Source organism: Paenibacillus sp. DCT19, from assembly GCF_003268635.1.
Lineage (GTDB): Bacteria > Bacillota > Bacilli > Paenibacillales > Paenibacillaceae > Paenibacillus.
The window spans coordinates 2357201-2375396 of the sequence record NZ_CP029639.1 but is presented as its reverse complement, the minus strand read 5'-3'; the positions used below and the strand labels follow the sequence as shown (position 1 = coordinate 2375396).

Sequence of the window (18196 nt, the reverse complement as noted above, 5' to 3'; positions counted from 1 at the left end):
GTGGATGTGTTTTAATAATTAGACACTATGGATCATGGGTACCAAAAATTCGTCTTTACGACCAAAAACCCAAGACCATGGTCGCATACATAACTTTGGAGGGGATCGACAAATGGCCTAGGCGGCTGGAATCATGCAAGAAACCAAGCGTTGTTAACTAAACAGAGATCAGGAGTGGAGTTTTGTGAAATCATTAAGTTGGAAAAGCATGTCTTTTTTCTCGAAAAATCTATTACTTTCATTCACCAACATCGTCATTATTGGAGTGGCATTAATTGCCAGTAGCTATTATTTCCAAAAGACAGTGCTCGTTGATCAATTGCATGGGCAAGTTGCAGTAATCACGCAAAAATGGGCTGAGGGAATCAATGCATCCGATGTTGAGGCAGCCATTGCGGAAGGCAGCTATGACGGAACCGTACAAGCTAAATTACGAGCTTACTTTGATGAAATGCAAGAGTATTATCCTAACATTGCCCAAGCCTATATTTTCGGTGTTGAACTCGATGGGAGAATCAGCGCAATACATCCCTAGTCGCAATGCCCACCAATCTTAGAGAAGCCTTTCAAAGCGATAACGTAAACATTGGCGATATGTATGAGCAACCGGTTGTTGTAGCAAATGCATTGAAAGAAATGTTAAATACAGATCGTCCAACCTTTACTACATTTTATAAAGATGACTTTGGAACATGGACAACCATCGCTTATCCAATCAAGGATAGCAACGGCAAAATCTTCTCCTATTTCGCGATTGATGCGGATGCATCTGCCGTACCTGCCGGTCTGAGCTCACTGCTCAAAAACGGTATCATCATTTTGGTAGCCTTTTTACTTTTATTCCTTATCATTCAATATCTCGTTGTTAAAAATACACTATCCCCTATTCGTCACTTAATCAAAGGAATTGATGACGTTAGCCGGGGTAATTTGAATGTCAACATTCCGACAGGCAAAGACGATCTGGGACTTGTGAATGAGAAGTTCAATACGATGGTTCGCAAAATTAATGACACGATCGTCAAAGTACAGATGACTTCTCACGAGGTGAACCAGTCTGCAAAAGAGCTGTATGAAGTCTCTGAGAAAAACAGTGACCATGCGGATACGATTAACATCAATGTATCCCAGATTGCATCTAACATTCGCGCACAAGAACAAGCGACAATTGACAGCGCACGTGCAATGGCAGAGATGGCTACCGTTATTCAAACGATCGCTAGCAGTTCAGCCAATGTAGCTGATGAAGCCTATGAGATGGAACGTCGTTCCCAACAAGGTAATACCGTTGTTCGTCAGGTCTCTGAACAAATGACTCTGATTACCGAATCGGTTAAAAATACAGCATCGGCAATTAATGTACTTGAAAGTCGTTCGCAAGAAATTGGAGATATCCTCAATATCATCTCTGGTATTTCCAGTCAAACCAACCTGCTTGCACTGAATGCATCCATTGAGGCAGCACGTGTCGGTGAAGAAGGCCGTGGTTTCGCCGTTGTAGCCGGTGAGGTTCGCAAACTTGCTGAACAGTCCGAAGAATCAACCAGACAGATCTCTGTGTTAATTGAAGAAATTCAAACCGAAATCAAACAAGCTGTTCGCGCGATGGAACAAGGTACAGCTGAAGTGGACACAGGGCTTGATGTAGCTGATCAAACAGGTCAACTGTTTGAAGAAATTCTTGAAGCAGCTAAGAAAGTTTCTAACCAGATTCAAGAGGTATCCAGCGCTACGCAGGAAATATCTGCGGGTACTGAAGAAATGACTGCAACAGCTGATGATCTCTCATCTAGTGTAAGTAAAACGGCTGATAGTAGTGAACGCATCTCTACTTCTGTTGACGAACAAAAAGGTTCACTGATTACGCTTGTAGATTCTTCGAACCGACTGAGCAGCATGTCTGAGGAGCTCCAAGAATTGATTTCTCACTTTAATGTAAGCAAAGGCTAAGAAAACAGAAATATTACATTTTTGAATTGGACAAAGGAGGAACAACTGAAGTGATTGAAAATCATTCTTCATCAGATCATATTATGGAAACTGAATTGCCGGTACTTCAGATTCCGCTGGATTTTGGACGTCGTCAGCAATCATTCGTTTATGAATCAACTCATATTCCGTTACAGCCTACTTTGAGTCGTGAACTTGCGCAAAAATTTGGCTCATCATTGACGTACCCTGCTCTCTTATCCGCATACGCAGCCTTGTTATTCAGACTATCAGGTGAACAGGAGCTAGCCATTGGCACATTGGCTCCTGAACATGCGGCTGCTAACGTGATACTGCAAATTCATGGGAAAATAACCTTCCGGGAATTGATTGAGCAAATCTCAGAGCAAATTGTGAACAACAATACCACTCATCCTGGGGCATACCCTGAAACGATTTTCATGCACAACAGTGTGCAATTGCCTCAAGCTCCGCAAATTTTAAACTGGAACATCCGCGACGATCGCGGCCAGTTTATCCTTGATTCGTTCTATGATGCTTCCCTATTAAGTGAGGCAACCATCATGAGATATGCGGAGTATTTTGAGACACTTCTACTTGCGATGATCCGCAATACGGACAAGTCTATTGGCTCTGTTGATATTTTATCAGCCTCTGATCGACTGTTATATCGTGAGATGAACGATACCGCTGTTCTAGAGCCTGAACATCAAACGATCCATGGTTGGTTCGAAGCGGTTGCAGCCGAATATCCCAACTCACCTGCGATCACGTCACTTTCAGGGAAATATACGTATCGTGAATTGAATGAGCGTTCCAATCAAGTGGCTCGAGTTCTTCAATCAAACGGTTTACAAAAAGGGGAATTTGTCAGCATCTTCATGGAAAGAAGCCTGGAAACCATTATCTCCATTCTGGGTATTCTTAAAGCCGGAGGTGTCTACGTTCCCGTTGACCCTGAGCACCCACAAGAACGTAACAGCTACATCGTAGAAGATACAGCATCATCCTTTGTCCTAACAAAAGATTCTTCCTTTACCGAAGCTTCACGCCTATTCTCGGGCATCACAACAGTACGTCAAATTTTATCGGTAGATGGTCGCCTGGCCGGGTTTGCAGCAAGCAACCCTAATGTCGATGTTCAGCCGGATGACCTAGCGTATATCATCTACACCTCGGGCTCTACGGGCAAACCAAAAGGCGCTCTCGTGGCTCATCGCGGTGTAACGAATCTTGGTAGTGTCGTTCAGCGAGATTGTGATATTATGCCTAACGATGTGCTAACCCAGTTTGCTACATATAGCTTCGATGCTTCTGTCTGGGATACGATTGGTGCCCTGTTCTACGGTGCTGAGCTCTATCTTCTCTCTGCGGAAGAACGTGTATCCGTCGAAGATTTTGCTGCTGCAATTGAACGTACGGGCACAACGATTATTACAATTCTGCCTACGATCTTCTTCAACCAGCTTGCATCCTATCTGTCCGATGAAGGTTTCCATAAGCTGGCTAAAGTCAAAATAATTACTGTTGCGGGCGAAGCGCTATATGGTGAACAAGTCCGTGCATTCCAACGGAAATTCGGCAATCAGATCGATATCGTCAATGTATATGGCCCTACTGAATGTACAGTAGCAACGACGACACATCGGATCAGTGAGCAAGTTCCCGAGCATGTCGTTAATATGCCTATCGGTAAGCCAATTCATAACTACAAAGTCTACATCGTGAATGAAGAACAGCAACTCTGCCCGGTTGGAGTGCCTGGTGAGGTATATATCTCTACGCCAGCTCTTGCTAAGGGTTATCTGAATCAACCAGAACGTACAGCTCAAGCCTTTATCGAGAATCCATTTGCGATGGGTGAAAAAATCTATAAATCTGGCGATATTGCCAAATTGCTAGACACTGGACTACTAGAATATGTGGGACGTAGTGATTCTCAACTAAAAATCCGCGGTCATCGGATTGAAATTGGAGAAATCGAGGATCATTTTGCACGTTTAGAACAGATCCAGGATGTCGCTGTCATTCCTAAAAAAGAATCAGACGGACAAAATATGCTCGTCGGTTACTTTACCTCCGTCGATGGTAGCACATTGTCCGTTGAAGAGATCAAGGCACAGCTTGCCGTGAAGCTCCCTTCATACTTTGTGCCGAAATGGATCTGCCAATTAGATGAGATGCCTATTGCACCAACAGGGAAAATCAATCGTAAAGCGATGGTTGCACTCCCCCATGAAGAACGTCATGAGAATCGTGCGGAACGGGTACTGCCTGCAACAGAAACCGAAACAGTTATTCTGAACGCGTGGAAAGAGATCCTTCAGCATGACGACTTCGGTGTCGAAGATAGTTTCTTTACCATCGGCGGAGACTCTCTCCGGGTCATTCATGTGCTTGTGCTGCTGAAGCCTCACTATTCATTATTGAAGATTGCTGACTTCTTTGCAGAGAAAACGATCCGCGCATTGGCACGTCGAGTGGAGACATTAGCACAAGCTACAGAGCAATCTGACTCGGCTTCATCTGGGACGAAGGTTCTGATCACCCAACTGTCCGAGCATCCGGTTGAGCTTGCTACACAAATTGGGTATCCGGAAATACTCAAGCCAGAACATGTTCTCCTAACAGGTGCTACAGGTTACTTAGGCTCTCATGTGCTTCAACAATTAATCCTGCATTCTAATACGAAAATCTACACATTGGTTCGTCGTCCATCGGATGGAACAACAGCCATGCAACGATTAAGCAATGTGATGCAGGGATATTTCGGGAATGAACTGGCGCTGCAAGTGCAATCCCGCGTTGAGATCATTGAAGGAGATCTGGAGCAACCTAACCTTGGGTTGAGCAGTGAACAAAAGACTTATGTACAAGCCACAATTGATCGCGTCATTCACTGTGCTGCAGATGTACGGCACTTTGGGGACGCAGCTCAATTTGCGAAAACGAACGTAGAAGGAACAGTAGCGCTGTTGGATCTAATTCGCAGCAAGCCAGGTGCATCCTTCCATCATGTGTCCACGATGGGAATCCCGGAAGATCTGGCACTAAGTGGTCAGTGGGAATCTTCATTGGAGCATGATCATTTCCCAGCCGACTTGCATGTGGAGAACGTCTACTCCGACAGTAAACTAGAAGCTGAGAAAGTGCTTATGGTAGCAGCAGAGGAAGGTGTTCCAGTAAGTATCTATCGAGCAGGAAACCTGACATGCCATTCGGAAACAGGACGTTTCCAGTCCAACATTGATAGCAATGCCTTCTACCGCATGATTAAAGCGATGTTATTGCTTGGCAAAGCCCCTGCTGCCGATTGGCTGGTAGACTTTACCCCAATCGATTACGCAAGCGAAGCGATTGTTCATCTGGCATTACGCGAAGATACTGCTGGCCGTGTGTTCCACATCTGTAATCCGGAGTCGATCCGTTACGATGAATTGATCAATTCCATTAATCGTGCCGGTTATGAAGTCGAAACGGTTCCTTTTGCCGAATATACGCAGTGGTTGTTTGACGCTAGCATCAGTAAAGATGCTGAGGCACTTCAACTGGCTATCGCTCAGCTTGAAGGGGACGGTGCGAAGGATTCAGCTTACGTATATGCTTCTCCTGTTACAACGGCCTATGTGCAACCCGCAGGAATTTCCTGCCCTAGAGCCGATGATCGTTTTATTTTGAAAATGATTGAGCATGCAGTCGCGATTGGATATTTCCCTGCTGCAATCAAGCCAACATTCGGCACTTCTCCGACATTAGAGTAGATCTGTCCAGGATTTTATTTTTCTCAGAAAAGCCCCTTTTCCATTAAATCTAATGGAAAAGGGGCTTCTTATGTTATATCCACCGATTTATATACAACGTGTTATAACCAACGAATGAGAGCAATGATCGCTAGATGAGCCGGATAAAAATAACGCCATATCCAGCGCGGCCCCTGCAAGCGAAAGCCTGCACCATAATATTGCGCAATGGCGATTCCTACGGTAGCAATAACACTATACATCTGCACAGAACTGCTATACAGCATAATATAGGCTGCCGTTAATAGGAAATGCCCGACAACCAGGATCACACCTTGGAAGTACCGGAATAACAGCACGAGAAGTAACCCGTACATCCCATAATCCATATGTGTGATTTCCATAATCCATCCTGCACCTATTACAATCGGAATGCCTAACAATCGCACGGGTAAACGATCCAGCGCCAGTACTACCAGCAGTCCGGACAATAACGTCCATACGACATTCAGTGATAAGTGGTTAAATGCCGCCATAAAAGGAATCTGTGAGATGACCGCAATCCAGAATAAACGCATAATATATTTCTTCATGTTACGTGTGTGCTTATAGCCAACGTAAACGGCAAAAGCATAGATTGGAAACGCGATACGTCCAATGATTCGCAGTTCCTCCACTTGTGGATAAAAAACAGCACCTATATGATCAATCAGCATCGTTATCATGGCGATCCACTGCATCATGGTTATGAAGACCTCCCCTGTTCCTCGTGGTGCACTGACACAAGCACATTCCTAATTTTTTATACATCAAGATCATAATACAGGAATTGGGTGTCCAGTACATAACCTTCTGACTCATACAACGCCTGAGCCTGCTTATTACTGACCGCGGTGGATAGAGACAATGCACCCACACCTCTTTCCTCAGCAAGCGCTCTAGACGCCTGCAATAGTCTGCGGGCAACCCCTTGCTGGCGGTATTCCGGCTGAACATACAGATCATTCAGTGTCCAGTTTGAGCGCATAGATAGTGAGCTGAACGTTGGATACAACTGCACAAATCCCATCAGGGTTTGGTCTATTCCATTGTCCTTACCATTCATTGGTTCAAGTAATTCCGATTCCGCAATCTTTTCAGCTACTAGAATAATTGATTCATTATGCTGCATTCGACTCTTTATGTATTGAATGGCTCCTTCGAGATCCGAAGGTCGGTTGTAGAACATACGGTATTGATTGAATAACTCGCTCACATATTCAGCATCAGCAAGCTCAGCAATTCTAATCTGATCTGGCATCTCGTTTCTTCTCCCCTTATCTCTTTCACTTAATGAATACCCTCCTATTATATCGGTTATATCTGAAATTCCAAATTCATCATTTGCACCAAAGTTTGCAATCTTTTCGACTTTTCCACAAATACAAGAATATTTAAGATCAGTCTTCACAAACTACAGGTAGATAACCAGTGATTCTACAGACTAGCGAAGTAAGGAGGGAAACATGGAATGGAAACAGGCAGTACGCTTGAACAGGTGAAGACCCGTCTATTGGGCGTGACGGATATTGTCTATCAGCCCTTTCAGATTGGTTCAATTCATTGTGAGCTCATCTACATCCAATCCATTGTAGATACCGCCACGATGAGAGAAGCCATCGTCAAACCACTGCTGGAAGAAGCATCACGCGGCGAAGTTGACCCCATGCTTACAGCGCGAATTGTTAGTGGCTCTTTTTTCACACTGGACTCACAGCTCACCGATTCGACTGAACAACTGGTGAATGACATCGTCTCTGGCAATGCGGTTCTCCATTTAGATGGGTTGCCCAATTGGGTTGTGTTCTCGATTCAGAATTATCAGAAACGTTCTATACCTGAATCCACGAACGAGGTGGTCGTGGTTGGGCCCCAAGAAGCGTTTATTGAAGATATTCATGCAAATATGTCTCTACTTCGGCACAAAATTAAACACCCTGATTTCAAAATGATCCAATTCACCATCGGCAAATATACCAAAACCATAGTCTATGTTGTGTACATTGAAGGGTTATGCAAACCGGATATTCTTGAGAACGTGTTGACCAGTTTAAATGAGATTGATATGGATAGCAGTTTAGGCGTGAGTTATTTATCTGAGTTTCTAGAGGATCATCCGCTGTCTCCATTTCCCCAGTATCAATATACCGAGCGACCAGATTCTGTTGCAGCTGCACTCGTTGAGGGGCGCATTAGTGTTATGCAGGATGGCACACCATTTTCACTAGTTATTCCTGTCACCTTCTTCTCCTTAATGCAATCTTCTGAAGACTACTATCAACGGTTTCATTCTGCTTCATTCATTCGGATCATTCGTTTGCTATTTGCCTTTTTTGCATTTTTGCTGCCTTCGGTCTACGTAGCAGTTACCACTTTTCATCCGGAGATCATCCCAACTAACCTGCTAATTACTATTGCATCCGCGAGGGAAAACATTCCTTTTCCTGCATTGGTTGAAGCCTTCATTATGGAAATCACCTTCGAGGGGCTGCGTGAAGCTGGGATACGTATTCCCAAGCCGTTAGGGCAAACTGTGTCCATAATAGGCGGTATTGTCATTGGTCAGGCAGCTGTGCAGGCAGGTATTGTCTCTGCCCCACTGGTGATCGTCGTTTCCATTACAGGTATTGCCGCATTTATCATTCCACATTTTGAATTAGGGCTGGCATTTCGACTTCTTCGATTTCCAGTGTTACTCGTCGGTGGAACGCTAGGTCTGTTCGGCGTAGTCATCTCGATCTACTTAATCTACTGGTACATGGTAAGCCTACGCTCCTTCGGAGTTCCCTATATGCAGCCCTTTGCGCCACTTGTCCTTCGAGATATTAAAGATACATTTGTTCGCGTGCCTTGGTTTCTAATGAAAAAAAGAACCAAAGCTTATGCAGCAGATAATGAAACGAGGCAGGATACGCCATGAACCTTCACTACGCTTGGCCAAGACTCGTCTTATTGGTGACATGCTGTCTCTTATGTGGTGGCTGCTGGTCTAAAGTCGAAATTAACGAGCGCACTTTTATAACGGCTATGTATGTTGACAAGACAGATAACCCTGGCGAAGTTGAGGTCTCATTAACAATGCCACTCCCTAACCGTTTATCACCAGATCGAGGGGGATCCGGCAAGGAGCCTTATGCTGTTGTTTCAGCGGTGGCACCTACCATTGCCGATGCCTTAGAACGTATTCAGACAGACCTTACGAGAAGAATATCCTGGGTCATACACGCGTTGTTGTGTTTGGACAAGCTTATGCCCGTGCAGGAATCGAAGATACCATGGAGTGGATTGCAAGGGAGCCCCTATTTCATCTGAGCAGTTACGTAATGGTCGCTATGGGTAAGGCAAAAGACGTGTCTGACTTAACTCCTGTCTTCGAGGAAACACCAAGTGATGTACTGCGCGAATTCTCCACCGAGGAAAATTTGTTAAAGACGCAGACACTTAACGTTTATGCTTCAGACAAAATGAATCAGGGCTTTGCCGCATCTATGTTGCAAGCCAAGCAACTACCGATGGTAAGTGAAGAAGGTAAACAGAAAAAGTGGGTAAGCCAGATCGGCGGAGCCATCTTCAAGCAAATGCGCATGGTGGGGACACTTTCAGATGATGAGGCTCGCGCTGTTGCCTGGGCTGGTCGAAAACTAGAGTCGATGGCCATCTCCATCCAGACGAACAAAGTAAAAGCCAGCATGACTCTCTTTAATATGGACTCAGACATTCGTGTCAGATTAGTCAATGGGGAGCCCTTCTTCGACATAAATCTAACGGGTAAGGGCGAGCTGAATTCGGTCATCCCGATTTTGAAAGCCAAGGATGTTATAAGCGTGAAGTCGATGCAAGTGGAAGCAAGTAAAAAAATTAATGAACATCTGAAGCAAGCCATTGATACCGCACAACACCAAGGAGCAGATATTTTGAATCTAGGTTACCGCTTGGAGTGGAAGTATCCTAAGATCTGGTCTAAGCTTCGTCCTCAATGGACAACGTATGTGAAGAACAATCTGCAATTCCGCGTTAATACACAGATCAACATTCAGTTTGTTGGATCAGAGTCCAGCTATTGATCTGATAAAGCCGCAATGACATGTGTTAAAGGAGGAACATCATGATTGCCGTTTTGTTGTTTGCTGGGCTCTATCTATCCGACTATGCATCCGTAAGAACGAGCAAAAAAAAGATTAGACGTAGTTACTTCATTCTACTCGGGCTGTTTATCGTTTGGAATACGCTTGCGGTTAGCTGGTCTGCATGGCCTAATCCCAATGATATCATTCAACTGATCTTTGGCTGGATTGATCCTATGATTCATTAAGAAGAGGAGGTAGCATTTATCTATGAATCATCTAACGGCTGGGCAAGCTTATCGCTTCATGTTTGTTTATCTATACTCTGAACCTATTGCTTTCCTCCTACAACGATTATTCAAGATGAGTGGATATCAGGGGTGGTTGTCTACGATTGGTGGATTTCTGATCAGCCTCATCTTCTTATTCTTTACATACAGACTCGGATCCCTCCACCCGGATCGACCGTGGCTGAGCTTCGGAGAAGACATTGTTGGCAAATGGATACATCTCTTTTTTGTTGGAATGATAGCATTGTTGTGCTTGTATTTAGTGACAATTGATGTTGAGAACTTTATTATTTTTCTGCAATCCATGTATTTACCCGAGACACCTATCTGGGTTACCGCAACACTAACCTTGCTATGTGTCAGCTTGTCTGCGCGCTCGGGCCTAGTGACCATTATTTTTATGTCCGAAGGTATTTTTTTGGTGCAAGTTCTCACATCAACGCTGCTGATCCCGACCGTAGGCAGTGGTGGTAATCCAGATGTACTCCTCGCTTTGACAACACATCATGATCTAGGCGAGATTGTCATGGGCTCTTTTTCTACCCTACCTTGGTTTTCCGAATGGATGATGTTTCTCTTTCTCGCTCCGACTGTCGCGTTTAGACGCCCCTTACTGAGAAGCATGGTATTCGCGGGAATCACCGTCATTTTGTTTGTTGTTTTTTTCTGGATCTATACCCTCATGAACTTTGGTCCTTATGTAGCAGCGAGCCTCCGTTATCCTTTACTTGAGATGATCAGGTTTGCTCGATATGGCGATTTTCTTGATAATCTTGATCCCGTATTGATTGCGATCTGGTCAACAACCATGTTTACACGAAGTTCATTTTTGTTATATGTCGCTTCTGTGTGTCTATCCAAAATTAGTGGTGTTAGACAACAAAAATCGGTTGTGTATTTGATTGGTGGCACAGCTGCTGCCATTGTGATGCAATACGCCAAAGATGTCACTGCTTATGAGCTAGCTACACGATCTTACGCTGTGCCTATGTTTACCCTTCTCATTGAATCCATGCCTATACTATATGTTATTGTTCACTGGCTCCGTTATGGAAAACATAGAAAAGCTCAGCCCTCTCCCACCCCTTCGTCATGACTTTCATGCCACTGAATCTATTTGTGAATACAGAACAACCTCTTCTCCATCCTTTACAAAATTACTTGTTTGGCATATAGTTGTTATAACAAGTATATATGTGCAGTGTATTTATTCTGATTGAAAGTGAGGTTTTCATCGCAATATGGATTATTCATTGGAGCAATCCGTCGGTTTCATGTTAGGTTTGACGCATCGCAAAGCAGTCGCTTTACTCGCGACCAGGTTCAAACCATATGACATTACAACAGAGCAGTTTTCTGTTCTGTTCAATATTGGTAAAGGCGAAGGCGTGAATCAGAAGGAAGTTGCTTTACGTGTTTTTAAAGATCAACCAACAACTGCCCGTATTATCGATCTTCTGGAGAAGAAGGGATGGGTTGAGCGTCAGACGAGTGAACAGGATCGCAGGGCTTATCTGCTTTATCTGACAGCTGAGGGTCGAGCTATGCTGGACATCCTCGTTCCCATCGAAAGAGAAATGAATAAAGAACTTGCTGAAGGTATACCTCAAGACCAGATGGAAGCATTTAAACATACTCTTTCCCTCATCAACCACAACCTTTAGAGAAAAGAACATCAGGGGGAATTCTGTTATATGAATACACAATCTACACAAGTGAAATTATGGACGACGGATTTTATATTATTAATGCTTTGTAATTTTTTGCTGTTTCTGCAGCTGCATATGATTGTCTCTCCACTGCCCGCTTATGTACAGGATCGCTTTCATGCCAATGCATTTGAGGTCAGTTTGTTTACCTGTCTTTTTGCACTTAGCGCCATTGCTGCAAGACTGTATTCTGCCAAGGCTCTAGAGAAAGGTCTTCGGAACACGATGATCTATGTGGGTTTATCTATCGCATTGTTAGCTACACTAGGCTATTATTTTGCGGCAGGCATCGTAGTCCTGTTATTGCTTCGTATGTTATTCGGGGTAGGATTTGGTATGAGCAGTACTGCTTTTCCAACGATGGCCTCTGATATTGTTCCCGTTAAACGTATGGGCGAGGGTATGGGCTACTTCGGCTTATCCACAAGTCTTGCCATGTCTATGGGGCCAATTATCGGGGTGACATTGCTGCAAGGACAAGGCTTCGTAACTTTAATGTTGTGTACGGCAGGCGTGGTCGCTGTCATTTATCCGCTCAGTTATTCGCTAACCCGCAAAAAAGCTCAACGTGGCGATCAAGGAACCCTCACTCCAGCAGGAGCAATACCTACAACATCTGCAAAAGGTGAAAAAATCCCTTTTAATCGTAAATTGATTTTACCAAGTGTTCTGAACGGCCTATTATCCATAACATACGGTGGACTTGTTGGATTTATCGTGTTATACGGTAAGGAAGCTAACCTCTCTAATCCCGCACTGTTCTTCCTATTTAATGCGATTGCAGTTCTACTGGTCAGACCCTTTGCTGGACGGCTTTATGATCAAAAGGGGCCAAAAGCGTTGTTGATTCCTGGAGCGATATTTATCGCCATTGGATTAATTATTCTTTCATATGCAACTTCTATGCCTACATTATTTGTAGCAGCATTTATTTATGGAATTGGCTATGGTTCCATGCAGTCTTCTCTGCAAACCTGGATGATTCAAATTGTGGCACCTTCTCAGCGCGGAATGGCGAATGGCATGTTTTTGAATAGTCTTGATCTAGGTATCGCAACTGGCGCCCTATTGCTTGGTGGTATTGCATCCCTCACAAGTTATACAGATATGTACCGCTATTCGGTTATGTTCATGATTGTGTTTCTACTCATCTATTTAATTCAAGGCAAGAGAAGTGGTGGCTATGCGATAACTCCTCACCCTCTTCTAGAGCACACCCATATTAGTGGTGAAAAGGAACAATCCTCTAGCGAAACTACACCTTCTTCTAACGATAGAGATCGACAGTAAGTAACTCTACACCAGATGCCAATAAAAAAATGCGTTGTCACATGAGGACATCCGAGTCTCCTCATGCGCAACGCATTTTTGTGTTGTGACTTTCAATAAGTAAATATTTAATCTAGAATGGGCTTCTTCTTTTCCCTAGTTTCGGTATCCCTCGCCTGGTCTCATTCACGTTCTCTTCTTCCTCATCTTCATGCGTAGCTTCTTCTGCGTCAGTATTGCTTTTCTCAGGTTTCACTGCAAGCAGTGTAAGCAAACCACCGACTGCCCCTGTTGCAGCAAGTATGCCGAAGATAAGGATGTGAGCACTTCCAATTAACAAAGATATAACTGGTGGCCCCAAGGACACCCCAATAAAACGCATACTACTGAATAAAGCAGTAATTGTCCCTCGTTGTTTCTTGTCCACACCTTCGGTTATTAATGCATCAAGACAGGGCAATGTTGCACCAATACCCGCACTGCCCAAGGTAAACAAACCCACGACAGCATATATATTGTCCCATAACCCCATGATGACAAGAGAAACGGTCAAAATCACTAACCCGGTAAATCCAATCCATTTCATACGTGTTTTGCTTTTACCAATCCATTTTCCTGCAAGAAATGAGGCCAGGCATAGTGCCGCTAATGGAATGGCTAACACAAGTCCTTTTAGCACACCCTTTAGTTTGAATTCAGATTCCAAGGTCTCTGACAAATAAAAAAGCACACCAAAAATGACAAACATGCAAATTCCACCAATGGCAAAAAGCGCATACAGCCAGCGGCCTTTTTCCTTAAGAACGGCCCGAATGGAAGCGACGAATTCTGAGAATGTAGGCGGTTTCTCTTTTTTCTTAGGTGTTTTCACCAGAAAGATAACCAATAACAATGAAATCAGACATAATACAGGAATCGCCATAAACGGCAAATACCATAACCAGACAGCCAAAGCTGCACCAAGAATAGGACTTAACACTTTACCGAAGGTATTCGATGTTTCAATAATGCCTAAGCTCTTGCTGACCTCATTTTCATCACTGAACATATCGCCAACAAGCGGAATCACGATGGGAAATGCGCCAGCGGCACCTATACCTTGCAGTAACCTACCTCCAAGTATCACCCAGTATGCGGCATCTCCGTTCATTAACCATGCTGCACCACCTGCCACCGCACCACCAACAGCCGCAATGATCAGGCTGGGAATAATAACAACTTTTCGCCCGAAACGATCCGATAAATATCCGGCAAGCGGGATCAGCAGAATAGCTACAACGGCGTACACGGTAATTAGCATACTGACTTTGAAGGACGATACCTTTAATTCACGCTCTATCTGGGGAAGGATCGGAATTAACATGGAGTTGCCCAAAGTCATGATTACCGGAATGGAAGCAAGTGCAACAAGATCCCACTTTTTATCACTCATACCTCAACCACCTTTACGGGATCAGGAAATATCAATGTTATTGTGGGTCATTGTGCAGATGTTTATTCGGATATGTAAAAAGTTCATTGAAGCACACTTAGCAACAGATATATGAACTTTTACACTGTATGGCTAATTTCGTTCTTTCCATTCCTTGAGCAGACTTAACGTTCTTTGTTCATACTTCTGTGCGTCTTCATGCTGATTGACCTGATGCTCATGAACATAGGCGTTAAAATAAGCTGACACTAGACGATACATAAACCGTCGTAACTGTCCTTCTTCCGACATATCAAGCGGACGATCATACCCCATATGAAAATCAGTGGATTCGGTTGATAAAAGCGCCTCGAATTCACGATCAGCAAACATGGAGCGATCCCCGTCAATAATGGCCGCAATGCGGGGCTGTCCCTGTTGCTCATGGATCAACACATTGGCTTCCCATAAGTCATTATGAACTAACACAGGTTTCGTCACCTGGTCTAAGATATGTTGATTCTCCTCTAGAATTGATAATATCTCTTCCCCTACTCCGTGCATGTATTGAGCCTGTTCTGCCTTTGCTGCCGTCTCTGCTGCATATGCTAATACCACCTCTGACCAGCGTGTAGATCCCTTGATGGTTCCATCCGCCTGCGGCCATCCAAACGAATCTGCCTCAATGGTATGCATTGTAGCGGTATAAGCGCCTAATTGGCGATAAAGCTCCTCTTTCTCCTTTGCCAACAATGAAGGATCATTTAACTGCCGGCTGGGGATGAACTCCATAAACATATACGTTCTTGGTATCGTAATCCCACTAGAGTCACAGGCAATAACCGATGCACAGGGGATTCCCTGCTGGCGATATAACGCATAGATTATTGGTTCAGATGCCATCATTGTGCGTTCAAATGAAAATAAAGGATCTGCAAGTGTATGTTCAATGTCTTCATCTTGTACTCGTTCAGGTGCTAATCGCAAGATGATGTCCGGATACTTAGGGTGATCCAGTTCTATACGATAAGTGGTGTTAAACAGACCACCCTGTAACAAACCATATTGCTTTACTTGAGTGTTTGCGCCAAATGTATGTTTCACTAAGGTATATAACATCTCTGGCGTAATAGGTTGATGTAATTTGGAATAATTGGAGTCCATATAGCGTAATCCCCTAACTGTAATGATATGTCTTACTAGGTATAAGTCTTATTGTACCTAAACCAATTTTGAGGTTAAACAGTCGAAAAAGCATAACAAATAACAAGAGAAAAACGGTACCTTTCGGTACCGTCCCTCTTCTCTATTCTATCTTCATTTAGATCAATAGCAAATTACAATTGAATGGAGAGTTGTTTTGCTCCAGATGCTGCCGTAACGACCACACCATGCTCACCAGAAACATAGGAGCCACCTTCAACACTCGATACACTACCAACACCACGAAGTACAAGACTCCAAGGTTTCCCTGCACCTTCTGCCGTAACTTCTAGAACCGAACCGTTACGCGATACTTGAACAGCAAGCTCCTGCTCAGCAGCTTGATTCACAACAACAGCTTGGGCTTGATGACCATCAGCCAGTTCGAACAAGTGCAAGGAAACATCTTGAGCGAAGTCATAGTCTGGTTTGCCATCGACTGCACCTACAGCGATAAGACTGTTCGGCTTGATCATCATAGGCAGTGTTTTGAAGTCATGGTTCTCGCTAACCCATCGTCCACCCTCTACCTTAGCGCCTGTCAGATAGTTCGTCCACGTACCTTCTGGTAGGTAATAGGTTACATCGCCTTCTTTATTGAAGATCGGTGCGACCAGAATGGAATCACCAAACATGTACTGTGTATCAATGGTTGCACATGTTGGATCTTCAGGGAACTCCAGAACCATTGCACGCATCATTGGCAAGCCTCGAACTGTCGATTCTACTGCGGAATTGAACAGATATGGCATCAAGCTAAGTTTAAGCTTCGTGAAGTCACGTACCACATCAACAGCTTCTTCATCGAACAACCAAGGTACACGATAAGATTCATTACCATGCAGACGGCTGTGGGATGACAATAGACCGAATTGTACCCAACGTTTGTAGACGTCTGGTTCTGCTGTTTTCTCGAATCCACTAATATCGTGGCTCCAGAAGCCGAAGCCTGACAGACCAAGGGATAAGCCACCGCGCAGCGATTCTGCCATTGATGAGTAGTTGGAAGAGCAATCGCCGCCCCAGTGTACAGGGAACTGTTGGCCACCAACGGTTGCAGAGCGTGCAAACAATGCTGCTTCGTTTTTGCCCAAGTTTTCTTCCAATACTTCAAATACAGCTTTGTTATATAGGAACGTATAATAATTGTGCATTTTCACTGGATCGGAGCCATCGTAATAGACTACATCCGTTGGAATTCTTTCGCCGAAGTCTGTTTTGAAGCAATCTACGCCTTGCTCGATCAATGTTTTCAGTTTACCTTTGTACCAATCGGTTGCTGCTGGATTCGTGAAATCTACGAGACCCATACCCGCTTGCCATTTATCCCATTGCCATACGCTTCCGTCCGCTGTTTTAACCAGGTAACCCTTCTCCATACCTTCATCAAACAAAATGGATTTCTCCGCAATGTAAGGGTTAATCCATGCACAGATTTTGAGGCCTTTGTCTTTCAAACGACTAAGCATACCTACTGGGTCTGGGAACATATCCTCATCCCACTCAAAATCACACCATTGGTACTCCTTCATCCAGAAGCAGTCAAAGTGGAATACGGAAAGTGGCAGGTCACGCTCAGCCATGCCATCTACAAAATGATTAACCGTTGCTTCATCATAGTCTGTTGTAAATGAAGTTGTCAGCCACAAACCAAACGTCCATGCCGGCGGCAATGCCGGTTTGCCGGTCAGTTTCGTATAGTTGTCCAGCACTTCCTTCGGATTGCTACCACCGATAATGAAATATTCCAGTGACTCGCCCTCTACACTAAACTGTACTTTGGATACATTCTCGGAAGCAATCTCATAAGATACCTTCTCTGGGTGGTTTACAAACACACCGTATCCTTTGTTCGACAGGTAGAATGGAATGTTTTTGTACGCTTGCTCACTGCTTGTACCACCGTCTTCATTCCAGATATCCACGACTTGACCATTCTTCACAAACGGCGTAAAGCGCTCGCCCAAGCCGTATACATATTCTCCAACACCAAGCTCAAGCTGCTCGCGGAAGAATGCACCTTCATTTGCAGACTCAATGTATGCTGGGCCTCTCCAGCCACTTCCTGTCAAACGTTTTTCATTATAGTGGAAACCGATGTCCCAACCACCTGCTTTGTTAACGGTTACACGTAAGTTGCCACTTTGCAACTCTGCGCCGTTCTCATCACGAGTGATCTTTACATCTGTATTTAATGTATTCAGTGCAAATTCAGGACCAGGATTCACTTTGCCCTTGTGATGGTTCAATTGTACCCGGATCACGTCAGGCATCGGTGAGCTGTACGTTGCTTTGAGCAATGTGCCGTTCAACGTATCTCCCTTGCGTTCAATGCGTTTCGTTGCTGCATATACTGTAAAGGAATCACCCTTTTGTACGATATCTCGAATATCCGCAGGATTTTGTACATGATATCCTTCGCGGGTTTGCCAATAGCCGTCCGTAAATTTCATCTTTGATTACCCCCTTCGGTTATACTATAATAATATTGATATTAATGATGAATTTCTTCTCCTATTTT

General features: G+C 44.1%; 13 protein-coding genes and 1 pseudogene. 9 read left to right on the top strand and 5 right to left on the bottom strand.

Annotated features, from left to right (window positions below):
• Positions 1-208: 208 nt before the first annotated feature.
• Positions 209-1950, top strand: a pseudogene (locus DMB88_RS10660) (methyl-accepting chemotaxis protein).
• 83 nt (positions 1951-2033) lie between these two features.
• Complete coding sequence (locus tag DMB88_RS10655; RefSeq protein WP_128104404.1) at positions 2034-5711, top strand: non-ribosomal peptide synthetase family protein; 3678 nt, start codon at positions 2034-2036, stop codon at positions 5709-5711.
• A 101-nt stretch (positions 5712-5812) separates the two neighbouring features.
• On the opposite strand, the gene DMB88_RS10650 is transcribed toward DMB88_RS10655, so the two are convergent.
• Positions 5813-6433 carry a TraX family protein gene (locus tag DMB88_RS10650; RefSeq protein ID WP_254438525.1) on the bottom strand — a complete coding sequence of 207 codons (621 nt, stop codon included), beginning with the start codon at positions 6431-6433 and terminating at the stop codon, positions 5813-5815.
• A 59-nt stretch (positions 6434-6492) separates the two neighbouring features.
• On the bottom strand, positions 6493-6990 hold the full coding sequence (locus tag DMB88_RS10645; RefSeq protein ID WP_128101332.1) for a GNAT family N-acetyltransferase: 498 nt from the start codon (positions 6988-6990) through the stop codon (positions 6493-6495).
• A 210-nt stretch (positions 6991-7200) separates the two neighbouring features.
• Here DMB88_RS10645 and DMB88_RS10640 point away from each other — a divergent pair, with 210 nt between their 5' ends.
• From DMB88_RS10640 to DMB88_RS10610, 7 genes are all read left to right on the top strand, one after another.
• The gene (locus DMB88_RS10640; RefSeq protein WP_128101331.1) at positions 7201-8649 is read left to right on the top strand and encodes a spore germination protein; all 1449 of its coding nucleotides are present in this window, start codon (positions 7201-7203) and stop codon (positions 8647-8649) included.
• The gene (locus tag DMB88_RS10635) at positions 8646-9041 is read left to right on the top strand and encodes a Ger(x)C family spore germination protein (RefSeq protein ID WP_128101330.1); all 396 of its coding nucleotides are present in this window, start codon (positions 8646-8648) and stop codon (positions 9039-9041) included. Before DMB88_RS10640 ends, DMB88_RS10635 begins: the two co-directional genes overlap by 4 nt.
• Entirely contained in the window at positions 9005-9793 is a 789-nt protein-coding gene (locus tag DMB88_RS10630) for a Ger(x)C family spore germination C-terminal domain-containing protein (RefSeq protein WP_128101329.1), read from the top strand. The genes DMB88_RS10635 and DMB88_RS10630 overlap by 37 nt, the downstream gene beginning before the upstream one ends.
• A gap of 41 nt (positions 9794-9834) precedes the next feature.
• Positions 9835-10041 (top strand): hypothetical protein, encoded by a 207-nt coding sequence (locus tag DMB88_RS10625; RefSeq protein ID WP_128101328.1) that lies wholly within the window; start codon positions 9835-9837, stop codon positions 10039-10041.
• 22 nt (positions 10042-10063) lie between these two features.
• Positions 10064-11179 carry a GerAB/ArcD/ProY family transporter gene (locus DMB88_RS10620; RefSeq protein ID WP_128101327.1) on the top strand — a complete coding sequence of 372 codons (1116 nt, stop codon included), beginning with the start codon at positions 10064-10066 and terminating at the stop codon, positions 11177-11179.
• A 145-nt stretch (positions 11180-11324) separates the two neighbouring features.
• Positions 11325-11747 carry a MarR family winged helix-turn-helix transcriptional regulator gene (locus DMB88_RS10615; RefSeq protein WP_128101326.1) on the top strand — a complete coding sequence of 141 codons (423 nt, stop codon included), beginning with the start codon at positions 11325-11327 and terminating at the stop codon, positions 11745-11747.
• A gap of 30 nt (positions 11748-11777) precedes the next feature.
• The gene (locus DMB88_RS10610; protein WP_128101325.1) at positions 11778-13082 is read left to right on the top strand and encodes an MFS transporter; all 1305 of its coding nucleotides are present in this window, start codon (positions 11778-11780) and stop codon (positions 13080-13082) included.
• Between the two features lie 112 nt (positions 13083-13194).
• Here the strand turns inward: DMB88_RS10610 and DMB88_RS10605 are convergent, their stop codons facing one another.
• The 3 genes from DMB88_RS10605 to yicI all read right to left on the bottom strand — a co-directional run bounded on the left by DMB88_RS10605 (position 13195) and on the right by yicI (position 18128).
• On the bottom strand, positions 13195-14493 hold the full coding sequence (locus DMB88_RS10605; RefSeq protein ID WP_128101324.1) for a bacillibactin exporter BcbE: 1299 nt from the start codon (positions 14491-14493) through the stop codon (positions 13195-13197).
• 132 nt (positions 14494-14625) lie between these two features.
• Positions 14626-15636 (bottom strand): aminoglycoside phosphotransferase family protein, encoded by a 1011-nt coding sequence (locus tag DMB88_RS10600; RefSeq protein ID WP_128101323.1) that lies wholly within the window; start codon positions 15634-15636, stop codon positions 14626-14628.
• A gap of 173 nt (positions 15637-15809) precedes the next feature.
• Positions 15810-18128: an alpha-xylosidase gene (gene yicI / locus DMB88_RS10595; protein WP_128101322.1), complete on the bottom strand. Its 2319-nt coding sequence runs from the start codon at positions 18126-18128 to the stop codon at positions 15810-15812.
• Between the last annotated feature and the right edge of the window lie 68 nt (positions 18129-18196).